This window comes from Halosimplex yunnanense, from assembly GCF_054504345.1.
This window is the reverse complement of sequence record NZ_JBTJEL010000036.1, coordinates 510,843-532,926: the sequence shown is the minus strand read 5'-3', so window position 1 is coordinate 532,926 and position 22,084 is coordinate 510,843. Positions and strand designations below refer to the sequence as shown.

At 67.4% G+C, this 22,084-nt stretch carries 17 protein-coding genes and 2 tRNA genes; 7 read left to right on the top strand and 12 right to left on the bottom strand.

All coding sequences use genetic code 11. From position 1 onward, the window contains the following. Window positions 1–154 precede the first annotated feature (154 nt). Window positions 155–1,687 (top strand): HVO_2922 family protein, encoded by a 1,533-nt coding sequence (locus AB2U09_RS18720; RefSeq protein WP_459194248.1) that lies wholly within the window; start codon window positions 155–157, stop codon window positions 1,685–1,687. A gap of 30 nt (window positions 1,688–1,717) precedes the next feature. Here the strand turns inward: AB2U09_RS18720 and AB2U09_RS18715 are convergent, their stop codons facing one another. The 3 genes from AB2U09_RS18715 to AB2U09_RS18705 form a co-directional block, all read right to left on the bottom strand. Further along, window positions 1,718–2,107, bottom strand: coding sequence for a hypothetical protein (locus AB2U09_RS18715; protein ID WP_459194247.1), 390 nt, complete (start codon window positions 2,105–2,107; stop codon window positions 1,718–1,720). Next, window positions 2,104–2,946, bottom strand: coding sequence for a DUF2391 family protein (locus tag AB2U09_RS18710; protein ID WP_459194246.1), 843 nt, complete (start codon window positions 2,944–2,946; stop codon window positions 2,104–2,106). Before AB2U09_RS18710 ends, AB2U09_RS18715 begins: the two co-directional genes overlap by 4 nt. 245 nt (window positions 2,947–3,191) lie before the next feature. Next, window positions 3,192–3,266 (bottom strand) — tRNA-Glu (locus AB2U09_RS18705). Between the two features lie 203 nt (window positions 3,267–3,469). On the opposite strand from AB2U09_RS18705, the gene AB2U09_RS18700 reads away from it, so the two are divergent. The 6 genes from AB2U09_RS18700 (at window position 3,470) to AB2U09_RS18675 (ending at window position 10,216) form a co-directional block, all read left to right on the top strand. After that, window positions 3,470–4,012 carry a plastocyanin/azurin family copper-binding protein gene (locus AB2U09_RS18700; protein WP_459194245.1) on the top strand — a complete coding sequence of 181 codons (543 nt, stop codon included), beginning with the start codon at window positions 3,470–3,472 and terminating at the stop codon, window positions 4,010–4,012. A 1-nt stretch (window position 4,013) separates the two neighbouring features. Further along, window positions 4,014–6,011 (top strand): TAT-dependent nitrous-oxide reductase, encoded by a 1,998-nt coding sequence (nosZ, locus tag AB2U09_RS18695; RefSeq protein ID WP_459194244.1) that lies wholly within the window; start codon window positions 4,014–4,016, stop codon window positions 6,009–6,011. Between the two features lie 179 nt (window positions 6,012–6,190). After that, window positions 6,191–7,009: a hypothetical protein gene (locus tag AB2U09_RS18690; protein ID WP_459194243.1), complete on the top strand. Its 819-nt coding sequence runs from the start codon at window positions 6,191–6,193 to the stop codon at window positions 7,007–7,009. A 3-nt stretch (window positions 7,010–7,012) separates the two neighbouring features. Then, a complete protein-coding gene (gene nosD / locus AB2U09_RS18685) occupies window positions 7,013–8,407 on the top strand; it encodes a nitrous oxide reductase family maturation protein NosD (RefSeq protein ID WP_459194242.1) in 1,395 nt (464 codons plus the stop codon). Further along, window positions 8,391–9,305 (top strand): ABC transporter ATP-binding protein, encoded by a 915-nt coding sequence (locus AB2U09_RS18680; RefSeq protein ID WP_459194241.1) that lies wholly within the window; start codon window positions 8,391–8,393, stop codon window positions 9,303–9,305. The genes nosD and AB2U09_RS18680 overlap by 17 nt, the downstream gene beginning before the upstream one ends. Then, on the top strand, window positions 9,302–10,216 hold the full coding sequence (locus tag AB2U09_RS18675; RefSeq protein ID WP_459194240.1) for an ABC transporter permease: 915 nt from the start codon (window positions 9,302–9,304) through the stop codon (window positions 10,214–10,216). The genes AB2U09_RS18680 and AB2U09_RS18675 overlap by 4 nt, the downstream gene beginning before the upstream one ends. Window positions 10,217–10,479: 263 nt before the next feature. On the opposite strand, the gene AB2U09_RS18670 is transcribed toward AB2U09_RS18675, so the two are convergent. From AB2U09_RS18670 to AB2U09_RS18630, 9 genes are all read right to left on the bottom strand, one after another. Then, the gene (locus AB2U09_RS18670; protein WP_459194239.1) at window positions 10,480–11,142 is read right to left on the bottom strand and encodes a helix-turn-helix domain-containing protein; all 663 of its coding nucleotides are present in this window, start codon (window positions 11,140–11,142) and stop codon (window positions 10,480–10,482) included. Window positions 11,143–11,283: 141 nt separating this feature from the next. Then, the gene (locus AB2U09_RS18665; protein WP_459194238.1) at window positions 11,284–12,270 is read right to left on the bottom strand and encodes a hydroxyacid dehydrogenase; all 987 of its coding nucleotides are present in this window, start codon (window positions 12,268–12,270) and stop codon (window positions 11,284–11,286) included. A gap of 52 nt (window positions 12,271–12,322) precedes the next feature. After that, window positions 12,323–12,553 carry a hypothetical protein gene (locus tag AB2U09_RS18660; protein ID WP_459194237.1) on the bottom strand — a complete coding sequence of 77 codons (231 nt, stop codon included), beginning with the start codon at window positions 12,551–12,553 and terminating at the stop codon, window positions 12,323–12,325. A gap of 289 nt (window positions 12,554–12,842) precedes the next feature. Continuing rightward, window positions 12,843–15,098 carry an NADP-dependent malic enzyme gene (locus AB2U09_RS18655; protein WP_459194236.1) on the bottom strand — a complete coding sequence of 752 codons (2,256 nt, stop codon included), beginning with the start codon at window positions 15,096–15,098 and terminating at the stop codon, window positions 12,843–12,845. A gap of 112 nt (window positions 15,099–15,210) precedes the next feature. Next, a complete protein-coding gene (locus AB2U09_RS18650; RefSeq protein ID WP_459194235.1) occupies window positions 15,211–16,479 on the bottom strand; it encodes a hypothetical protein in 1,269 nt (422 codons plus the stop codon). Between the two features lie 126 nt (window positions 16,480–16,605). Next, window positions 16,606–16,680 (bottom strand) — tRNA-Glu (locus AB2U09_RS18645). 88 nt (window positions 16,681–16,768) lie between these two features. Beyond that, complete coding sequence (locus tag AB2U09_RS18640; RefSeq protein WP_459194283.1) at window positions 16,769–17,218, bottom strand: helix-turn-helix transcriptional regulator; 450 nt, start codon at window positions 17,216–17,218, stop codon at window positions 16,769–16,771. A 251-nt stretch (window positions 17,219–17,469) separates the two neighbouring features. Continuing rightward, window positions 17,470–18,528 (bottom strand): DUF7973 family transport facilitator, encoded by a 1,059-nt coding sequence (locus AB2U09_RS18635; protein ID WP_459194234.1) that lies wholly within the window; start codon window positions 18,526–18,528, stop codon window positions 17,470–17,472. Window positions 18,529–18,726: 198 nt separating this feature from the next. Further along, window positions 18,727–21,894, bottom strand: a complete 3,168-nt coding sequence (locus AB2U09_RS18630) for an oligosaccharyl transferase, archaeosortase A system-associated (protein ID WP_459194233.1) — start codon at window positions 21,892–21,894, stop codon at window positions 18,727–18,729. Window positions 21,895–22,084 lie beyond the last annotated feature (190 nt).

Here is a 22,084-nt window from a genome sequence, read left to right as displayed (position 1 = left end):
GACTACTGCGGCCCTTCGACGGTTAAGCGCCCGGTCCGAGCGGAACTACCACCACGACGTCCAAAACGAGATCCGCTCACCCACAGAAACCTTAGATATTTTATCATTTCGTGGGACTACTTAAGTAGTTGCCATGTATGTCTAGAATGGAAACATGTCATCCGGCACTGGCGGAGGAATGCTGTACAGCGTGTACCGCGACCGGGTCGGCGAACCGACGACCCACGACGAAGTGCGCGGCTACTGGGTGTTCCTGACGGGACTGGTCCTCGGGACACTCGGGATCGTCCTGTTCCTGCCGAGCACCTCGGCGGAGGGCGCCTCGGCGTTCACCGTCCGCGAGGCGAGCATCTTCGTCGCCGCGATCGGGCTGGCGATGCTCGTCGCGGGGCCGGTCATCAGACTGCCACTCCAGCCGTGGGCCAACTACGCGGCCTACCTGGGACAGGTCGTCTGCTTCGCGGCCGCGGTCTGGTTCGTGCTGGTGTTCCCCGGTGGGTGGAGCGTCGAGACCGGCAACCAGCCGGTCATCGTCCTCTACGCCGTCGGGCTGGCGATAATCACGGTCGTCGGCCTCGTCGCGCCGCTGCTCAGCAGCGGGACGCACGACGAACTCGCGGCCAGTGAAGGTCGGGCCGACGAACTCGAATCCGAACTGGCGGAGGTTCGCCAGGAGCGCAACCGACTCGAGGACGAACTCGAGCAGGCGCGCGAGGAGAGCGAGGCCGGCGCGGCCGCCCAGTCGGACCTGCAGGAGACGCTCGACTCGCTGCGGGCGAGTCAGGCGCGGTTCGAACTCTACGAGGACGCGGCCGAGCAGTGGCGCTGGCGGCTCCGCCACCGCAACGGCAACGTCGTCGCCGACAGCGGCGAGGGCTACACCCGCAAGCACAACGCCCAGAAGGGCATGGCGAGCGTCCGCCGGAACGCCCTCGGCGCCGAGACCCTGCTCTTCGAGCGCGAGGCCGAACTCCCCGACGAGGAGGCGGACTTCGAGCCCGTCGAAGAACAGGAGAGTCAGGCCACCTTCGAGGTCGAGGAGGACAGCGCCGGCGAGTACCGCTGGCGGCTCCGCCACGACAACGGCAACATCGTCGGCGACGGCGGCGAGGGGTACTCCTCGCGCAGCAACGCGAAGCGAGCGGTCGACCGCGTGCGCGAGTACGCGCCCGAGGCCGACTACCTCTGGTTCGACCCGGCCGGGTTCGAGGTCTACTGCGACGAGGCCGACGAGTGGCGCTGGCGGCTCGTCCATCGCAACGGCAACATCCTCGCCGACGGCGGCGAGGGATACACCCGCCGCAACGACGCCAACCGGGCCGTCGAGCGCATCCGCGAGAACGTCGACGACTTCGAGTTCGAGGTCTACGACGACAACCGCGGGGAGACCCGCTGGCGCCTCCACGGCGCTAACGGCCAGATCGTCGCCGACAGCGGCGAGGGCTACAGCTCACGCGACGAAGCCGAAGTGGCCGTCGACCGCGTGCGCGAGTACGCGCCCGAAGCGGACGTACTCGAAGTCGGCCGCGCGGCCTTCGAGATCTACGAGGACAGCGCCGGCGAGCATCGCTGGCGGCTCCGCCACCGCAACGGCAACATCCTGATGGACAGCGGCCAGGGCTACGCCGACCGCTCCGGCGCTCGCGACGGCATCGAGAGCGTCAAGCGCAACGCGCCCAACGCGTAACTCGACGCGGAACTCGCCCGGCGACCCCCGTCAGTTCGTCCGGGCGCCCTGCGATTCGACCCAGTTTTCGACGGCTACTGACGGGTCGTCGACCCCGGCCGGACAGACGAACGTCCCCGACAGCCGGGCCGCGGTCGGGACGTGCCGGAACGTGATCGGCGCGTCGGCGCAGTCCGCGCCGACCGTGACCGTGTCCAGCCCAGTGGCTGCTGGGTTGTACAGTTCGACCGCCACGCGCACGCGCCCGTCATCCATCGTTTCCGTGCCCGTCACGGACACTTCCGGCGGCACGTCCGAGGGCGTGGTCACGGCGTGCCAGCCGACGTACCCGAACAGGCCGAGCGTGACCGCCACGCTGACGGTGACCACCGCCAGTTCGGCCGCCGACGGGCCGTCCTCGCCCGTGGAGAACGAACTCACAGTATCACCCGGGCGGCGGCGCCGCCCACGGTAGTGGGGAACGACAGGACGACGGCCTTCTGCACGTCCGTCGCCGGCGTGAACGACAGGTAGCCGAATCCCCAGAGGAGGACGATCGAGACGGCGAGGCCGACCGCGTACACGAGGCAGACTTGCCCCGCGTGGAGCAGGGCCGCTCGCTCGTGGTCGACGGTGCGTCTGGCCTGCCCCCGGAACTCCAGTTCGTAGAGGATGAGGTACGCGGTAGCGAGCGAGACGGCGACGATCGCGCCGAGGCGAACCCAGTCGGTCGAGGCCGCGAGGACGTTCATCTCGATGCTCGCGCCCAGCGGCAGCGAGAAGAAGATGGCTCCCGCCGCGAAGACCGCCACGTTCGTCGGCAGGCTCCGCCGTTCGGCCGTCTGTTCCCCTTCGTCTTCCATCTCGTGGAGCAGCTGGTTTGCCAGCGACGCCCCGAACCCCAGCGGCACGACCTGTAGCAGCCCCATGCGCGCTAGCAGGTGCGGCGGCGACGACCCGTCGACGATGCCGTACGTCCAGAGGACCACGAGCGCCGCGACGAGACTCTGTAACACCAGCTGCGCGAAGTCGACGGCGAGCCGCAGCGGGTGGTACTGCGCCGTGGTCTCGTCCTCTTCTTCGACACGGAATCCGCTGGTCCGGGTGATCAGCAACACGACGCCGAGGCCCACGACCGAGTAGACGATCAGGTGCGCCGCGGGCCGCTCCCACGCGAGCCACCACGTTTCGGCCGTGAGCAAGATTGTGACGCCAGCGACGACCAGCGCGCCCGTGATCCCCCGGGTCTGGTTCCGGACGACTCGACCGACTTCCGTCACCGTGCTCCCCTCTCGACGCGCCGCTCGTCGGTAAGATGAGACGGACGGAGATCGGCGCGCGAGTTTCGACGGCGGAGCGGTCGAGAACTGTTCCGGAATTGCGAGGGTATCGCCGTGCTATCGGACATCCCGATGGACTCAGCCTCCGCCTTCGGTACGGTCGCGACGGACAAGTATCCCCCGTCGCGACGGCCGAGAAGCGCCACGCGTGCGTCTGCGGCGCTCGGCGATCAGTTGCAGAGAAATGCTCCGTCTGGGATTTGAACCCAGGTCATCGGCTCGAAAGGCCGAAATGATTGGCCGGACTACACCAACGGAGCTCACGACGCGTCGACGTCGTGTTTTGGAGATTGGACCGGTGGTATAAAAACTCGTCTCTCTCCGGTCGGTGTGGTGGTCACTGACGTGCGGTGGGACGTCCGGGCAGTCCCAAGCCCCGACCCGAAGATGTTCGCTGCTGTTCCGGCCGTCCGGGAACGCGCTCGACGGTATATGGGTGTGAAGTGCCCAGCCTGAGGTGTAGATGACCAGCATCGATCCATCCAGGCGGCAGTTGTTGCGGGTCACGGGCGTGGCGCTCGCCGGAGGTGCGGTCGCCGGTTGTTCGGCGGCCCCCGGCGAGTCCTCCGACGCCGAAGGCGACGGCGGATCGGGGGGCGACGACGCCACGCCGGAGCCGACGTCTTCCGGCGACGAGAGTTCCGGCGACGGCGGGTCGGACGGCGAGTGGACGGAGACGGACACGGTCGAGATGACCGACGGGCTCGCGTTCGAACCGAAGCAGATCAAAGTGGAGGCCGGGACGACGGTGACCTTCGAGAACGTCGGCAACATCGGGCACACCGTCACCGCCTACGAGGACAAGATCCCGGACGGCGCGACGTACTTCGCGTCCGGCGATTTCGACTCCGAGAGCGCCGCTTCGGAGGGATACAAGAGCGACCAGAAGGGGAACATTCCAGCCGGAGAATCCTACGAGCACACGTTCGAGACGACGGGCACGTACGAGTACTACTGCATCCCTCACAAGTTGAACAATATGGTCGGCAAAATCAAGGTGGTCTGATATGACTGACGACACTACCGACGCCGAGAAACTGGTCGCGGAACACGAGCGACAGATCAACGACCTCCTGGAGGACGTCAACGACCCCGCGGAGGCGGCCGACGACGACGGCTTCTCGATGGAGCTGGCGGGGCTGGAACTCGATCGCCGCGACTTCATGAAAGCGGGCGCGGCGACGGGTCTCGCGGGCGCGGCTGGCGCGTTGGCCGGCTGTCAGACGGCCTTGCCCGAGAGCGCAACCCCCAGCGACAGCGGCGGGGGCGGCTCGCAGGGGTCGTCGGGCGGCCACAGCCACGTGGTTGAGCCGGGCGAGAAAGACGAGTACTACGGCTTCTGGTCGGGCGGCCACTCCGGGGAGATCCGCGTCCTCGGCATCCCGTCGATGCGGGAACTCGCGCGGATCCCGGTGTTCAACACCGAGGCCGCGCGCGGGTACGGCTACGACGACCAGTCGTCGGAGATCCTCGAAGAGGGGGGCGGCTACACCTGGGGTGACAACCACCACCCGAACCTCTCGGAGACGGACGGCGACTACGACGGCGAATACCTGTTCGTCAACGACAAGGCCAACGGCCGGATCGCCCGTGTCAACCTGAAGTACTTCGAGACGGACGCCATCGTGGACGTGCCGAACACGCAGGCAGTCCACGGCTGTACCGTGCTCTCGCCGGACACGAAGTACGTCCTCGGCAACGGCGAGTTCCGGACGCCGCTGCCCAACGACGGCCGCGACGTCCACGACCCCGAGAAGTACACGGCCCTGTTCTCGGCGGTCGACCCCGAGTCGATGGAGACGGCCTGGCAGGTGAAAGTCGACGGCAACCTCGACATCGTCGACACCGGCAAGGAAGGCCGGTGGGCCATCGCCTCCTGTTACAACAGCGAGGAGGCCACCGAGATTCAGGGGATGACCCACGACGACCGCGACTACGCGAAGGTCTTCGACATCCCCGCCATCGAGGAGGCCGTCGAGAACGGTGACTACGAGGAGGTCAACGGCGTGCCGATCGTCGACGGCACGCGCGACAGCGACCTCAATCAGGGCGACGACCCGCTCGTCCGCTACGTCTCGACGCCGAAGTCGCCCCACTGCGTCGAGGTCGGCCCCGACGGCAAGTACGCGTTCATCGCCGGGAAGCTCTCGCCGACGGTGACGATGCTCGACCTCGACAAGATCGGCGAAGTCGACGACCCAACCGACGCCGTGGCGGGCCGCCCGAAGGTCGGGCTGGGACCGCTACACACGACCTTCGACGGCAACGGTCACGCCTACACGAGCCTGTTCATCGACTCGCAGGTCGTCAAGTGGGACATCGAGGAGGCCGCCAACGCCGAACTCGGCTCTTCGGACCCGGTCATCGAGAAGCAGGACGTCCACTACAACCCCGGGCACATCCAGGCGCTGGAGGCGATGACGACCGACCCGGACGGCGAGTGGCTCGTCTCGCTGAACAAGCTCTCGAAGGACCGGTTCCTCCCGGTCGGGCCGATCCACCCCGACAACGACCAGCTCATCCACATCGGCGACGGCGAGAAGGAGATGGAACTGGTCGCGGACCACCCGGCCTACCCCGAGCCCCACGACTGCATCTTCGCCCACAAGGACAAGATCAACCCGGCGACGACGTGGGACCGCGAGGACTACGAGGGCGAGAAGCCCTTCATCGCCGAGGAGGACTCGGGCGTCGAGCGCATCGACGACTCGACGGTCCACGTCAAGGCCTCCTCGAAGCGCTCGGAGTACGGGATGTTCGACTTCACGGTCAAGGAGGGCGACGAGGTGCGCCTGACGATGACCAACGTCGAGGGCGTGCGCGACATCATTCACGGCGTCGCCATCCCCGAACACGACGTGAACCTCGCAATCGCCCCGCAGGACACCCGCGAGGTGACGTTCACCGCCGACGACCCCGGCGTCTACTGGATCTACTGTACGTACTTCTGCAGCGCGCTCCACCTGGAGATGCGCTCGCGGATGATCGTCGAACCGCGCGAGTGACCGACCGGCGACCGGCCGCTCCCTGAGCCGCGCGGGTTTCACCGCCTCGCGGCTTTTCGCGACAGCCGAATCGTGCGCTGACCGCCTCGACGGACCGTTCGCGAACCGCCTCGTCCCGGCCGTTCGAGAGCCGAACCCGACACGCGGACAAAACGACCCACAGCATCGCGGTGATACCCATGAATTACGAACCACCCGACCTCGGCGAGTTCACGCAGCTCCGGCGCGCCCTGCCCGTCGTCGCGGCAGTGATGCTCGTCGTCGCGCCGATCCTGCCGATGTGGCACATCGTCGTCGACGCCGTGCAGTACCCGGACACGACGCTCCAGTTGCACCTGCACGCCTACCCGTTCATCGGCGGCGACTACGAAGAGATGCACTCGCTCAACAAGTACATCGGATTCTACTACCCGGACCCGGTGTTCTGGCAGCCGAACTACCAGCCACACCCGGCGGCGATCGACGTCCCCGAGTGGTCGTTCGGCCCGTTCGCGTTCGCCGCGCTCGCCCTCGCCGGTCTGTTCGTCGCGCTCGCGCCGGACACCGACCGGCTGAAGCGCGGGCTCACGTACCAGCTCGGCGGTTCGATCACCGTGCTGACGGTGATGCTGGTCGACATCCAGTACCGCCTCTACCAGGCCGGCCACACCCTCGACCCCGAGGCGCCGGTGATGGGCGTCGAGGGCTTCACCCCGCCGCTGTGGGGGAAATACGAGGTCGCCAACATCACCAGCTACTCGCGGCTCGGGATCGGCGCCTACGTCACCGGCGCCGCCATCGGGCTGCTCGTCGTGGCCTTCTACTACCGCGACTCGGCGGCGACGCTCGGCGACCTGCCCGACCGGGTCGGCGGCCGGATCACGAGCGCCCGCGAGTGGTTCGAGGACAACACCGTCGGCGACGACGAGTGGACCGAGAAGGGGTCACTCGGCGACGACGACGACGATCGACCGAACCGCGACGGTCCCTCCGGTCCCGGCCACAGCGGAGGTGACTGACACGTGCGACGACCGCCCGTCGACGAGGGGTTCGCCGCGCTCGCAGCGGTGATCCTCGTCGTGTCCGCCGGGACGGTCGTCGCGGTGCCGACCGAGGCGACGCCGACCGGCGACGACATCTCCTTCGACGCCGGCGTCCCCGACTCCTTCGACTTCGAGGCGACCGAAGCGTCCGGCGTCGCCACCGTCGACGGCGAGCGCTTCGACTCGCTCGACGCGGCGCTGGCGGCCGCCGACCGCGGCGACAGCGTCGCCCTCCGCGGCCGCTTCGATACCGAACAGGCCGTCGTCGTCGAGACGCCGAACGTGACGCTCGAACGCGCGGACCGAGCGGCCAGCCTGCCGATTATCGACGGCCCGGGCGAGGGCGATGTGCTACTGCTCAACGCGACCGGGATCACCGTCGACGGACTGTGGGTCCGCAACTCCGGATACGAGACCGAGGGCAACGACGCCGCGGTCTGGGTCGCCGGCGAGGGAGCCACGGTGCGCAACAGCCGCGTCACCGACGCCACGTTCGGTATCTGGGTCGACGGCGCTGCGGACGTCCGCCTCGTCGGGAACACGGTCGTCGGTCGCGAGGAGGTCCACCCGCGGACCGACCGCGGCAACGGCATCCAGCTCTACGAGGCGGTCGACGCCTACGTCGCCGACAACCGGATCACCGACGCACGCGACGGCATCTACTACTCGTGGGCCGAGGGCGTCGAGGCGCGCAACAACACGCTGTGGGACCTGCGCTACGGCGTCCACTACATGTACTCCAACGACTGCCGGCTCGCGAACAACACCGCTGTCGGCAACGACGCCGGCTACGCGCTGATGCTCTCGGAGGGCCTCGAGATCCTGAACAACACGGCCGTCAACAACACCGGCCAGAGCGGCCACGGCATCATGGTCAAGGGTATCGACCACTCGACGATCCGGGGGAACCACGTCGTCGGCAACGGGAACGGCCTGTTCGTCTACAACGCGGTCGACAACGAGATCGCCCGCAACCTCGTCGCGGGCAACGCGGTCGGCGTCCACGTCTCCGCGGGGAGCGTCCGCGCGGAGGTCCACCACAACACGTTCGCGCGCAACCGCCTGCAGGTCCGCGCCGACCTCGGCCAGCAGGTGGTCTGGAACGAGTCGGCCGGCAACTACTGGGCAGGCGCCGACGCCCGCGACGTGGACGACGACGGCGTCAGCGAGACGCGCTACCGACCGGCCGGGATGGTCCAGCACCTCACCGGCGAACACCCGAAGGCGAGCGTCTTCACCGGCAGCCCGGCCTTCGAGGTGGTGCGACTCGCCGAGCGGACCCTGCCGGTGATCGAAGCCCCCGGCGTCGTCGACCATCGACCGCTCGTCGACCCGCCCCACGACTGGAGAGAGTACTATGATCGAAGTCACTGACGTCACGAAACGGTACGGCGACGTCGCCGCATTAGACGGCGTCTCGCTGTCCGTCCCGTCGGGCGCATCGCTCGGCCTCGTCGGCACGAACGGCGCGGGCAAGACGACGCTGTTCCGCCTGCTCGTCGGCCACGAGACGCCCGGTTCAGGAACTGTGCGCGTCGCCGGCGTCGACCCCACTGGCGGTACTCGCGTCCGCAAGCGGGTCGGCTACCTGCCCGAACACGCCGGCTTCCAGCCCGCGCTGACCGGCGACGAGATACTCGGCTACTACGCCGACATGCGCGGCGTCGAGGCCGCAGACGTCGACACGCTGCTGTCGGTCGTCGGGCTGTCGGACGCGGGCGACCGCCGCGTCGGCGGCTACTCCAACGGGATGAACCGCCGACTCGGCCTCGCGGTCGCGCTGCTGGGCGACCCCGACGTGCTGTTGCTCGACGAACCGACGGCGGGGCTCGACCCCGCCGGCGTCGACGCGTTCAACCGCGTCGTCGAGCGCGTCCGCGACGAGCAGGACGTGACGGTCGTCCTCAGCACGCACGTCCTCAGCGAGGTCGAGGCGCTCTGTGACCGGGTCGCCGTCCTCGACGACGGGACGCTCCGAACGGTCGGCACGGTCGACGAGGTCGTCCGGAATGCCGGCGAGACGGTCACGATCACCGCCGACTACGCCGACGACGCCGCCCTCGCCGCCGCGACCGAGGCGCTCCGGACGGAACTTCCGGAGGCGAAACTGACCGTCGGCGCGACCGATCTGGAACTGGTGGTTTCCCAGTCTTCGAACACCGAGGCGCTGTCGGCGGTCGTCGACACCGACCCGGAGTCGGTACGCGTCGACGAACCCGACCTGGAAACGGCTGTCCGTGAGGCCATCGCGCCCGGAGGTGAGCGCGCATGACGGACACCGGGTCCGACCGAGGTGAGAGCCGTAGTGAGGAACAGCCCACCCGTCCCGACGGCGGCGCGGCCGCACACGCGACCGCCGAGCCGGACGTGACGTTCTCGGTGGAGACCGGTCGGCAGGTGTTCGGCGTCGCCCGCCGGGAGTACCGCGTTCTCTCGCGCGCTCGCTGGACTCACGGGCTGGCACTGCTGTTCGGCGCGTTCTCGCTGGCCGTCGTCGGCCTGACGGGGACCGCGACCGGCCCCACCGGAGCCGGGGCGCTGCTCGTGACGCTCGCGGAGCTGTCGGTCTACCTCGTGCCGCTGGCGGCGCTCGCGCTCGGCTACGGTACCGTCGTCGGTGCCGAGGAGCGCGGGACGCTCGAACTGCTGCTGTCGGTCCCGCTCGGGCGGACCGCGCTGCTGGCCGGGAAGTTCCTCGGGCGCGCCGCGACGTTCGCGGTCGGCACGGCGCTGGGACTCGGCACCGGTGCGGTGGTCGTCGCACTCCGGTTCGGACCGGCTGTCCTGCCCGCCTACCTCCACTACCTGCTGACCGCGGTGGCCGTCGGCGTTGCGTTCCTCGCGCTCGGCGTGTGCATCTCCGCCGCGGCCGCAGAGAAGGCCCGTGCCCTCGGTGGCGCGCTGCTCGCGTGGGTCTGGTTCGTCCTCGTCTACGACCTGGCCGCGCTGGGGTTCGTCGTCGCCGTCGACCCGCCCGGCTGGCTCCTGAGCACGCTCGTCGTCGCCAACCCGGCCGACGTGCTCAGGCTGATCGTCCTCTCGCTGGTGCCGACGAGCGGCGGCGGTGCGGGCGCGGTCCTCGCGACCACGGCCGTCTCGACGCCAGCGCTGCTGGCGGGGCTGGCGCTCTGGGTCGTCGTGCCGATCGCCGTCGGTGGGCGGCTGCTGACGCGGCGGGCCTGAGACGTCCCTTCGATTTCGCGTGCAAACCTAACAACAACACGAAATGTTTGCTCGCTTTCCAGAATAGCGTACTCGTGAGCAGATTCAGCCCGGCGGTCTGGGGAAGTGTCCTTCTCGCACTCGCTATTTTCGTCCTGTCTTTCTACTGGTTGTATACGAATAACTAACTGTAGGGTTGAGTTGCCGGATTACTTCCTCTCCGACACTGAACAGTCGTGCGAGCGGAGCGAAGAAAGGCAGCGGTGAAACGGATAGGTTGGGTACTAGGCTCGAACGGCCGGGGTGCGGTCCTCGGAGAGGTCGACGTCGTCGGTGAACTCCTTGACGATCTTCTCTTCGGCGCGGTGGAGCGTCTCGCTACAGGTCGACTTGGCGATGTCGGCCTCCTCGGCGAGTTCGGTCAGGGTGCACTCCCGGGGCGTGTCGTAGTAGCCTTGTTCGACTGCGGTGCGGACGAGGCGTAGCTGTTTCGGCGTGAGCAGCTGTTCGGTCTCCATCTCCTGGCGGACCGCCAGCACCTCGAAGTCGATGCCGAACTGCCGGAGCTGGTCACCCAGTGAGGAGAGCCGGTCACGGGGCGCCGTGACCTCCCACGTGACCGAGCCGTCGACGACGGTGAAGGGGAGTTCGAGCGGCGTCCCGGCGTTGCGGACCGGGAGGAGGAGTACCGGGTTGGAGGTTTCGAACTGGACCAGCGCGGTGTCGTCGGTCCGCTGGAGGTAGTCAGTGCTGGTCACCTCGTCGTAGCCGTCCATCTCGACGACGATCTCCTCGACACCGTCGCCCGTGATCTCCGTCAGCGCGACGCCCCCCTCGTCTTTCGGGAAGACGGTCAGGATCTCGAACTGTGCCTCCGGATGGTTGCGCGAAAGCTCACCGATCCACACCGAGTCCGGAACGGTGATCTCCAGTTTGGCCCGCGGCATACCTAGACGTTCGGCGCCCGAGGACTATCAGTGTTCCCGAACATGTTCGTGACTCCGCGGCGTCGAGAGCGATGGAAGCCGAACAATGTTCGGCGATGGTGCCGCGAGGCCGTTAGATATTCTCTTAGCCCATTCGATCGGTCAGCGGGTCATCGTCGCCCACTGCCCTCGCGGAATCCGGTATTCGAGCGGCTCGTCGTTCTGGTACCGCTCGACGTCGTCCAGTACGGCGGCGGTCAGCGGCGGACGGATCTCTGAACCACCGACGTGAGGCGTCACGAGAACGCTGTCCAGCGACCGGAGTTCGTGGTCGGCGGGCAGCGGTTCCTCGTGATAGACGTCGAACGCCGCGGAGATGCGACCCGAACGCAGGGTTTCGAGCAACGGTGTTTCCTCGATGAGTTCGGCTCGCGCGGTGTTGAGCAACAGCGCTCCGTCGGGAATCTGTGCCAGCCGATCGGCGTCGATCATTCCGATCGTCTCCTCGGTGCGGGCGGCGTGGAGCGAGACGACCTCCGAGTCCAGCGCGTCGTCGAGGTCGCCCAGCGACGCGAACGGCCACTGCTCTAGATCCTCCGAATCGACGTACGGGTCGTAGACCGCGACCGACGGCTCGAACGCAGCGAAGTGGTCGAGGAGCTTCCGTCCGATGGTCCCGAGACCGACCAGTCCGACCTCGGCCTCGTGGAGCGTCCGAATGTCGACGTCGGGGTCCCACGCGCCGTCGGCCATCGCCCGGTCGAGTTGCGGGACCGCTCGCAACTGTGCGAGCAGCAGGGTGAGCGCGTGTTCGGCGGTGTGGTCTGCCATCACGTCGTTGGCGCTGACGACCGGAACCCCGGCGTCGTAGACCGCCTCAGAGACGAGCGACGCGACGCTGCCGCCGGTGTGTGCGACGAGGTCGAGGTCGTCGGCCGCCGACAGCACGTCAGCGGTGACGCACGGGCTCCCCCAGCCCGTCACGAGGACGTCGACGCCACCGATCCGCTCGCGGAGTTCGGCTTCCGTGAAATCGTCCGACTCGGGGTTCCAGTCGACGGTTCCCAGCGACCCGATTCGCTCGCGCAGCGACGGCGGGAAGAACGACTCCCGGAGTTCCCCGTCCGGAAGGGTGACGAGAACGTTCATACCGATCGATCCCGGTGCGTGGGTCTATAAAAGCGTACAAACGCACCGACCGTCACCGATCGGCCGGCTGGAACTCCCGCTCGGCGGCGTCGTTGAGCAGTTCCCAGTAGCGGAGCAGCGTCGCCGCGTGACCTTCGTGGCCTGCTCGGCGAACGGTCGCCTTGTACGCCTCGTGGACGGCGGCGTTGATCGGGAGTGCCGTGTTCCCCTCCCGTGCCAACTCGCGAGCGTAGCCGACGTCCTTGTGCCAGATAGCGAGGCCGACGAGTCCGACTGTAGGCATGGGCGATCCGTCGAGTCGCCGGTCAATAAACGTTCGAACCGACCGTCACTGGCCGGTCGACCGGCCACTGGTGGACAGCCGAGCTTTCCCTCGGATCCCTGCGCGTCGATGGTTGCGACGGCGGCGAGGTTGACGATGTCGTTACCACCTTTTTCTCGTCGCCCTTCCTCGCGCAGCCATACGGCTGCGCTGCGGGGAGGGGTCCTCGAAAAACGTGGGCGAAAAAGCCGCATCTCGGCCCTTGGCCTCGGTGCGGTGAACCGTGCGCCTTCGGCGCACGGACGCTCCTTCACTCGGATCCCTGCGCGTCGATGGTCGCGACGGCGGCGAGGTTGACGATGTCTTTCACCTCGTCGTCGCGCTGGAGGACGTGGACCGGCTCGGCCATCCCGGTCAGCATCGGGCCGACGGCGTCCGCGCCGCCGAGGCGCTGAAGCAGCTTGTACACGATGTTGCCGGCTTCGAGGTTCGGGAGGACGAGCACGTTCGCCGGCTCGTCAACCTCGGCGAACTCGTAGTCGCCGACCAGCAGGTCCTCGACGACAGCCGTGTCGGCCTGCATCTCCCCGTCGACAGGGAAGTCGATGTCCGGGTCCTCGCGAAGCCGCTCGGCCGCGCGTCGGGGCTTGCGCGTCCCCTCGTTGTCGACGCTCCCGAAGTTCGAATACGAAAGCAGGGCGGCCCGCGGCTCGACGTCGAACCTCCGGGCGACGCCGGCCGCGTGGCGCGTCACCTCGGCGAGCGTCTCCTCGTCCGGGTCCTGGTTGACCGTCGCGTCGGCGATGAACACCACCCGGTTCTCGAAGGAGAGCATGTACACGCCGGCGGCGTGGTCGACGCCCTCCGCGGTGCCAATGACTTCCAGCGGCGGGCGAAGCGCCGACGGGTAGTGATGGGTCAGCCCCGTCAGCATCGCGTCGGCGTCGCCGCGTTCGACCATCACCGACGCGAAGTAGTCGCCGTCGCGGACGATCTCCTCGGCCTCGTTCCGGGTGATCCCCTTGCGCTGCCTGAGTTCGTACAGCCGGTCGGCGTACGCCTCGTCGTCGGCTCCGGCTGGATCGACGACCTCGGGTTCGAACTCCAGCCCGAGCCCGTCTACCTTCCGCTCGATTGTCGTCCGGTTGCCGATCAGGACCGGGTCGGCGATGCCCTCCTCGGTGAGGTGGTGGGCCGCCCGGATGATCTTCTCGTTGGCCCCCTCGGCGAGGGCCAGTCGCTTCGGGTCGGTCTGGGCCTTGTTCAGGACGATCCGCATCATCTCGCGGGACTTGCCCAGCCGGGCTTCGAGGCGCTCGACGTAGGTATCGGGGTCGATCTCCTCCCGCGCCGCGCCGCTCTCCATCGCGGCCTCGGCCACTGCGGGCGCGACCTCGAAGAGGACGCGCGTGTCCAGCGGCTTCGGGATGATGTACTCGGGCCCGAACTGCAGCGGCTGGTCGCCGTAGGCCTTGCGGACCGCGTCGGGCACGTCCCGTTTCGCCAGGTCCGCCAGCGCCTCAGCGGCTGCGACCTTCATCGCCTCGTTGATCTCGGTGGCGCGCACGTCCAGCGCCCCGCGGAACAGGAACGGGAATCCGAGGACGTTGTTCACCTGGTTAGGGTTGTCTGAGCGCCCTGTCGCCATGATGAGCGTGTCGTCGCGGGCCGCTTTGGCCTCCTCGTAGCCGATCTCCGGGTTCGGGTTGGCCATCGCGAAGATGATCGGATCGTTGTTCATCGAGCGGACCATCTCCTGGTCGACGATGCCGCCCGCGGAGAGCCCGACGAGCATGTCCGCCCCCTCCATCGCGTCGGCAAGGGCGCCCTCGGGCACGTCGCGGGCGAACTCGCGGTTGTACTCGTTGAGGTCGCCGGCCTCGGCGCGCTCGGTCGTCAGGATGCCGTCGATGTCGACCATCGTCACGTTCTCGCGGCGGATCCCAAGCGAGACGTAGAACTTCGCGGTCGCGATGGCCGCGGCACCGGCGCCGGCGAAGGTGACCTCCATTTCGCCGAGGCCCTTCCCACTGATCTCGGCGGCGTTCAGTAACGCCGCTCCGGAGATGATGGCCGTCCCGTGCTGGTCGTCGTGGAAGACGGGGATGTCCATCCGCTCGCGCAGGCGCTCCTCGATGACGAAGCACTTCGGCGCCGCGATGTCCTCGAGGTTGATCCCGCCGAAGGTCGACTCCATCCCCGCGACGGCGTCGACGAACTCCTCGGGCTCGGTATGATCGACCTCGATGTCGAAGACGTCGATGTCCGCGAAGCGCTTGAACAGGACGCCCTTCCCCTCCATGACCGGTTTCGAAGCCTGCGGGCCGATGTCGCCCAGTCCGAGGACCGCGCTCCCGTCGGAAACGACGCCGACGAGGTTCCCCTTCGCCGTGTACTGGTATGCGTTCTCCGGGTCCTCGTCGATCTCCCGGCACGGACCGGCGACGCCCGGCGAGTACGCCAGACTCAGGTCCCGTTGCGTGCTCGTCGACTTCGTCGTCCGTATCTCGATCTTCCCGGGCGGGTCTTCCCGGTGATATTCCAGCGAATCCTCTTCGAGAGTCATAGTCCGTGTTCACGAGCGAACCGGTAAAGCTGTGGGATACGGGCAGGTCTTCCAGCGCGGCGTATGGGCCGTCTCGTTCCGTTTTTCGATCGAATAGGCCGTCGGCCGCCGTTCAGTTCTCGCGGAATCGCGACTCCGTCCGAAGCGGCTCCCGCAGCGCCCACGAGTTGGACTCGGGGTCGAGTCGGTGCGGCTCTGCCCCGCGGTCGGCGAGAATGCCTGCGTGGTAGAGCATCGCTTTCAGCTGAAACACCGTCGGCGAGTGATAGACGTTTCCGTCGGTGAGTTCGTCGACTCGCAGGTCCCCCTCGCCGTCGAGCGCTCGCCCCCGAGCGTCGTCGGTCCCACGGAGGAACAGTTCGACGGTGAACGTGGGATGGTTGACGTGCATCCACTCCACGAGGTCGACCAGCGCCGGGTCAGCGATTCCGTCGTCGTGCATCGTCTGCAGTTCTTCCACGAGGAGTTGCGTCGCCGGGTACGACCACACGACCCGCCGCGTGAGCAGTCCCCACTGCGGAGCCAGATCACAGAACCGCTTCCGCGATCCCCGCCACTCGTCGAAGGCGTCCAGCGCGGCGTCGGCAGAGCCGTACCGGTCCAGTGCGAATCGTACCACTTCTTCGCCGAGTTGCGTCAACTGCATCTGGTTCGGCTCCTCGCTCACGAGCCCGAGAAACGCCGCTCCCGCCCGGGCGCTGTCGACCGCGCCGACGACGCGTTCTTCGAGGATAGCCCCCGTCCCGTCCGGATGGTACAGCGCGAGCGGGAACGCGAGGTAGTTCTTCGGGTGGTTCAACCCGAAGGACTTGTCGGCGACGCCCTGCGCGGTCGCCTGAAATCGGATCGCCGTCGCCTCGTCGGAGGTCCGATTCCCGACGACGCGCGGGATCTCGAGCGGGTCGACCGCCCCCGCGGTATCGACGCCGAGCACCCCGACGTTGAGTTCGCGGGCGAGGGTGCGGTCAGACTGGGAGATGGCTTCCGTCGGCGCCGCGACGTAGGCGGCGTTCGCCTCGTGGAGACGATCGTACGCCTGGACGATGCCGCGCTCGACGTCGACGCCGCCCGCGCCAGTGTATCCCTTCGCCTCGATGGCGACCAGCGGCGGCTGGTCACCGAATCGCTCGACCGCGAGGAACTCCGAATCGAGCGCCCGGACGCCGACCAGATCCGGATACCCCGAACCCACCCGGACGTGATTGAACGGAGCGAGCCGGTTCCGGATCTCCACGGGGATCGGACGGTCGTGGAGCCACTCGTCCATCGCGAACTGGGTATCAGCGACGGCGTACGCGTTCGGTTCGTCGTCGTCGGGAAAGAGGCGCTCTTTCGCGTGAGCGAGGACCTGCGGTTCCGAGAGCGACGCCGTGCTGGCCATGGGCGGGGATCCGCGGCTTCCCTCATGAAGTTTCGGTGTCTGGAAGGGGTCGAGCGTCGGAGGGACCTCATTCAGGGCAGACGATGTGGCTCACGGACAAGAACTGCCGGCGAGAAGGCAATTGGATGCTCCGTCAGGGATTCGAACCCTGGTCCTTGCCGTGAGAGGGCAAGATGATTGGCCGGACTACACCAACGGAGCGCACACGCCCTCTGTGTGTACCAATACGTTGCGAGGAGACGGGTTTAACGGTTGCGCTTTGGATCTGTTTCGTCACGCCGTCGCACGGTTACTCCTCGTCGAACGGCGACCCCGCGGCCTCCGGTTCGTTCCCGCTCAGGCTGATGATGTTCTCGCGGCCCACGCGGAGCTTGCTGATGTCGCCGTCGTCCTCCATCTCCGAGAGGAGCATACTCACCTTCGATTTCGACCAGCCGGTCTCGTCGACGATCATCGCCTGTTTCATCCGCCCTTCGTTCGATTCGAGGATGTCGACGATGAGTTCCTGATCGGTTCGCTGTGCGGGCGCCTCCTCTTCGACTGCGTCCACTCGGTCGGGTTCAGACGGGCTCGGTTCCTGTGGGCTCTCGGTCGTCTGGGGGCTTTCCGTACCGGAACCGCTGGTCCCGGCGTCGGAACTGGACTCACGGGAGCTGGCTCCCGAGAGGAACCCGGGGAGGTTCGAGTGCCAGATAGCGACGCCTCCGAGACCGAGAACGAGCAGGACGACGGCGGCCATGATCATCCCACCGACGTCTCCGGACGCGGGCGTCGCGAGGAGGGCGTGCAGTTGCTCAACCGCGGTCGAGAGCAGGAACCACGGGTCGCTCTCCGTCACGCGTTCGATCCCGGCCCCGAGCGCCTGCGTGCCCCCGACCGCGTCGGCGACCAGCCACTGCTGCATCTATCGTAACATGCCGAGGTCGGTATAAAAACGCTGTGAATATCCGCGTTTCGAACCCGCTGATCGCCGGACGCGAACGGGCCGGATCAGGCGATACCGACGGTCGGAACGGCGGTCTGCTGGAACAGGCCGACGACGTCGAGGACCGCGATGAGCAGCGTCGTGACGAGGATGGACGCCGAGGGGGGATCGAAGTGCGTGTCGCCATGGGCGTAGAAGATCCGCTGGGCCAATTCGCCCACGAGTCCGCCGACGACGCCGAAGGCGCCACCGACGAGCACGGCGACTACCGGACTCGCCTCCGGGAGCGCGAGCGCCGCGATCCCCGCGGGCAGGGCCATGTGATGGGTAACGGGGAACCGTTCGACGCCGGCAGCGAGAAACAGCATGCCGGTCGCGGCGATGCCGAACGCGAGGAAGTAGCTCCCGGTGGCAACGGCGACGAAGCCTCCGAAGATGCCGACGAGGAGGCCGAGCACCGTGACGGTCCACCACTCGGACTGGTAGGGGAGCCACGGTTCGACGACGAAGCGCCCGACCAGCGACTGGGCGCCGTCGCCGTCGCCGTCGGTCGCCATTCGACGGTCGCCCTCCTCGTAAGGAGTCATGTCGAGCACGTCCGTGCCGAGCCGACCAACGAGCGGGTAGCCGAAGACGGCCCGGTGGAGTAACGCCGACGCGACGACGCTCGCGGCGACGGGGTCCCACGGGAGCGAGAGCTGCAGTGACAGCTGTGCGAGCCAGTACCCCAGCAACCCGAACGCGCCCCCCACCGCGAGTGCGGCGGGCCACGGCCCGAGCGGCGTGGAGAGGTGCTTCGCCTCGTGGTAGGGGAAGTCGGTGTCGAGATGGCCCTTTCGACCTGCGTAGGCCGCTGCTGCCGCGGCCCCCGCGAACGCGACGTGCGGCCCGAACGCGGGGCCGTACCCGACGAGCCCGGTGACGCCAGCCGTCCCGAGATCCGCCGAATCGGCCACGAGCGGCGCTCCGCCGATGTCGGAGGTGACGCGAGCGATTTCGCCGAGCGTGACGGTCAGCCCCGCGAGGCCGTAGGCGGCATACCCGCCCACCGCGGCGCCGATCGCGCCGCCGGCGACCGAGACCAACAGTAGTTCGACAGCGAGCAGTCCGCCGTCAACGGCCATCGACACCACTCCTCGGCGATGCCGCCCTGCCGCGGCGGTCGGCGTGGTCGCTCCGACGTGTCATACGCGACGAGAGTCAGAGACACCAGTTAGTACTGACGGATAGTTGTGGGTGGACCTGCCGGGGTATCGTCTCCGAGTTCGGCAGTCGGGAAGCGGGTTAGTCAGGAAGAATACGGAGAAAACCGCTATCGGCGCTCAGTCTCGCGTCGATATCGCGAGAAGCGAGACGAGTCCGGCGCCGAACAGCGCGGCGAGCGTCGGCGGTGCCGCGGCCGCCGGCGAGATGCTGGCCGTGTCGTCGGTGCCAGCGGTGGTAGCCGTGTCCGAACCGTCCGACGGCGTCGCGGTCGGCGAGTCCGTCGCGTCGCCGCTGCCGCCCGCGGGCGCGTCGGTCCCGGTCGATTCGTCAGTGGTCGTCTCGTCGCCGGACCCGGCGGTCGTCTCGTTACCGGCGTCGCCGGCCGTCTCGTTACCTGCCGTCTCGTTACCGACGTCCGTGTTGACCTCGATCGGCTGGCCTGCGCTCTTCTGCAGGGTCACCGTCGCGGCGTTCTCGTCCTCGCCGATGACCTGCCCTTCGGTCACGTTGACTGTCCCGCCGTAGCGGAACGTGTGGGTCTCGTTGGCCTTGGTGTCCGTCCGGAGCTGGTAGGGGCCGTCCGCGCGGACGCTGGTGTTCGTGTACCCCTCTTCGGTTCCCCACTCGTCGTAGCCCGTCGTCGAGTAGGGGACCGTCATGGTGAACGTCCCGTCTTCGCCGGTCTGGGCCTGCTGGCGGTAGACGAACGAGGAGTTCGTGGACTCGACGTTCATCCGGACGGCCGCGGTGACCGTCGCGTTCGTCGGGCCCTCACCTTCGATGGTCGCACCGGGGACCTTCTCGAAGGCCTTCACCCAGTTGGACGAACTCGGCTGGAGCGCGTTCACCACGCCCGGCGTCTGAAGCCGGGTCTGCAGCGCGCCCTGTGCCTCTTTCCGGAGTCCGAGCTGGTAACGGGCCGAGTCCGTCGAACGGGACTCGCTGCCGCCGACCATCCGGTAGTGTTCGAGCGCGGGCACGCGCTCCTCCGGGAACTGGCCGACGCCGCCGATCTGCGAGGTGGGGTCGCTCGCGACGTACTCCCGGGCTTGCTCCATCGTGTCGAACTGGCGGGTCCCGTTGCTCATCCGAACCCGCTGGTTCTGACTCCCGACTTCCTCGATCGTCCAGTCGACGACGACCGGCTCCGGTTCGACGGCGCTGCCGTGGAAGTTGTACAGCCGGACGGCCGTGGAGTTGTAGTAGGGCTGGTGTTGCAGTCGGAACTGGTTGTATTGACGGTTGTTACCCTGCCCCGATTGGTAGTAGATCCACTGACCTCGGGGAGTAAAGTACTCGCTCTGGTTGATGTTCCGGTCGGTGAACTGGAAGGGAGCGAAGTACTTCCCGCCGATCCGGATCGAACGACCGCCCGACTGGTAGGCCTGCGCCGTCTCGGTCATCTTCCAGTCGACCATGACGTAGCGCGTCTCCGCGTCGGGCTCGCTGACGTCCTGGATGACCTCGTTGGCCTGGGACTCGTTTTGCGCCAGCAGGAAGTTCGCCGCCTCGGTGGCGCCCTGCTGGAACGGGTTGGCGACCGGTATCCGCTCGCCCATCACGGTGATGAAGTGCCCGTAGTCCCACCACGACAGGACTCCGTAGAACCCTTCGGGGAAGTCGAAGTCGTCGGTCCGCTCGAAGGTGCCGTAGTAGGGGACCTGGTCGGCGTTCCCGGCGCCAGCGTAATTCCCTTCCTCGGGCGTATTGCCCTGCATCCAGCCGAGGCTCTGGTTCCAGGCCATCGCAGACGGTCCCGCACCGCCCTGGGCGCTAGTCGTCTGCATTGCGACCGCCGACGGGTACAGGAGCGGCGCGAAGACGACGAGCACGACGGCGACGATCGTCAGTACCTGGTAGGTCTCGATGTCCGTGTCGGGCTTCGAGAGGCCTGCGAAGTTCGCCAGCTGACCGATGACGAGCGCCGTCATCACGGCGACGGTGACGCCGAAGTAGTAGTCGAACCGGCGCTGGGTCAGCGTCGCGAGCAGCATGAAGACCGTCCAGACCGCGAGCAGCGTCAGCTCAGAGCGCGGCCGGTCGAAGAAGTGTCGACCGACGACGTACGCGACGCCGAGCAGCGCGATGAAGAGCGTGAACCCGTAGCGCGGGAACAGGTTCTCGAAGGGCATCGGCTGGGCCTCGCCGACGGTGCCGGCCGTCTCCGTCACCGAGAGACCGACGACACGCGTAATCTGGGTGACGAGGAAGTCCCAGAAGTCGGGGAGCAACAGCGCGATGGCCCCGGCGATCAAGACAAGGATGCCGGCGACCGCCACTGGGTACTGGACGTTCGGAAGGTCGCGGGACTCCCACTCGCGGGCGAACCACGCGAGGAAGACACAGCCCGCGGCGACGCCGAAGGCCAGTAGCGGCTGGACGAGGTTGTAGCTCGTCGCACTGAGACCGACTTCTTCCATCACCGCGAGGCTCAGGACGCCGGCCGTCGAGAGCGTGATGACGCCGGCGATGGCGACGTGTTCGGGGCTCTCGCCGTGGGCGTACTCCGAGGCGAGTTCGACGAGGAAGTAGACGCCGAGAATACCGATGAGGAACACACCCGGCGCCCACGTCCAGAGGTACAGACCGACGGTGATCCCCGCGACGAGCGACCAGCCGACGGGTCGACGGAGTGCGTCGAGGTCACGTGCCTTGAACAGCTCCCAGACCGGCTTCTCCTCTTCGGCGACGGAGACGGCGACCATCGTCGCGAGGACGGCGATCGACTGGAAGAGCACTTCGGCGATGTGGTGGTCGTAGAACCCGACCGTGCCGCGCTGTGCGAACGTGCTCCCCACGAGCGCCAGCGTGGCGACGCCGACGACTCCGGCGAAGCGGCCGGCCGCGCGCTTGCCGATGTAATAGACCGGGATCGCGGCGAGGGCGCCGAACACCGCCGGCGCGAACAGCACGACCAGTCGGACGGTGTGGTCGCTCGGGTTCCCGAGGCCCACGATGAGCGCCGCCGTCGCGACGAGCTGGTCCATGATAGTCCCGAACTGGCTGGAGTGTGTCCCGTAGGGGAACTGCGTCCACGGGTCGAACGGACTCGTCGCGGGCCAGTTCTGAATGGTGAACTTCACCATCCGGTAGTGGTACCACGGGTCGTACCCGCTGAAGTAGACGGTTCCATCGACCAGGAATTCCTTCCAGTGCCTGGTCCGACTCCACAGCATGAACCCGAGGAGGGCGATGAGCGTCGGGATATGGTAGAATTCGCCTACCACGTCGACGACATCTTCGGGTTCGTCGATGTCTTTTATTCGGCCACGCCACTGACTCATTGGTCGGAACCAAACCCATCGCGCGCATAAGCCTTTTGAATAGCGTCCAGATCGGCCCGTCGAACCTATTGTTGGACGAGCGCGTTGGACGAGTTTTGGGTAGTAATTCGGGCGTATTCGTTTCGTAGCTATCTTCCAGCGATCGTCTAGTAGACTGGATCGACACGTGCCCCGGCAAGCACTTGATCCC

Excerpts from the sequence above, each read along its gene's own strand:
- AB2U09_RS18650 (WP_459194235.1), bottom strand. The coding sequence starts at position 16,479 with ATGGCCAGCACGGCGTCGCTCTCGGAACCGCAGGTCCTCGCTCACGCG.
- AB2U09_RS18665 (WP_459194238.1), bottom strand. The coding sequence starts at position 12,270 with ATGAACGTTCTCGTCACCCTTCCGGACGGGGAACTCCGGGAGTCGTTC.
- nosZ (WP_459194244.1), top strand. The coding sequence starts at position 4,014 with ATGACTGACGACACTACCGACGCCGAGAAACTGGTCGCGGAACACGAG.
- AB2U09_RS18700 (WP_459194245.1), top strand. The coding sequence starts at position 3,470 with ATGACCAGCATCGATCCATCCAGGCGGCAGTTGTTGCGGGTCACGGGC.
- AB2U09_RS18655 (WP_459194236.1), bottom strand. The coding sequence starts at position 15,098 with ATGACTCTCGAAGAGGATTCGCTGGAATATCACCGGGAAGACCCGCCC.
- AB2U09_RS18635 (WP_459194234.1), bottom strand. The coding sequence starts at position 18,528 with ATGGCCGTTGACGGCGGACTGCTCGCTGTCGAACTACTGTTGGTCTCG.
- AB2U09_RS18640 (WP_459194283.1), bottom strand. The coding sequence starts at position 17,218 with ATGGCCGCCGTCGTCCTGCTCGTTCTCGGTCTCGGAGGCGTCGCTATC.
- AB2U09_RS18630 (WP_459194233.1), bottom strand. The coding sequence starts at position 21,894 with ATGAGTCAGTGGCGTGGCCGAATAAAAGACATCGACGAACCCGAAGAT.
- AB2U09_RS18680 (WP_459194241.1), top strand. The coding sequence starts at position 8,391 with ATGATCGAAGTCACTGACGTCACGAAACGGTACGGCGACGTCGCCGCA.
- AB2U09_RS18660 (WP_459194237.1), bottom strand. The coding sequence starts at position 12,553 with ATGCCTACAGTCGGACTCGTCGGCCTCGCTATCTGGCACAAGGACGTC.
- AB2U09_RS18720 (WP_459194248.1), top strand. The coding sequence starts at position 155 with ATGTCATCCGGCACTGGCGGAGGAATGCTGTACAGCGTGTACCGCGAC.
- AB2U09_RS18675 (WP_459194240.1), top strand. The coding sequence starts at position 9,302 with ATGACGGACACCGGGTCCGACCGAGGTGAGAGCCGTAGTGAGGAACAG.
- AB2U09_RS18670 (WP_459194239.1), bottom strand. The coding sequence starts at position 11,142 with ATGCCGCGGGCCAAACTGGAGATCACCGTTCCGGACTCGGTGTGGATC.
- AB2U09_RS18690 (WP_459194243.1), top strand. The coding sequence starts at position 6,191 with ATGAATTACGAACCACCCGACCTCGGCGAGTTCACGCAGCTCCGGCGC.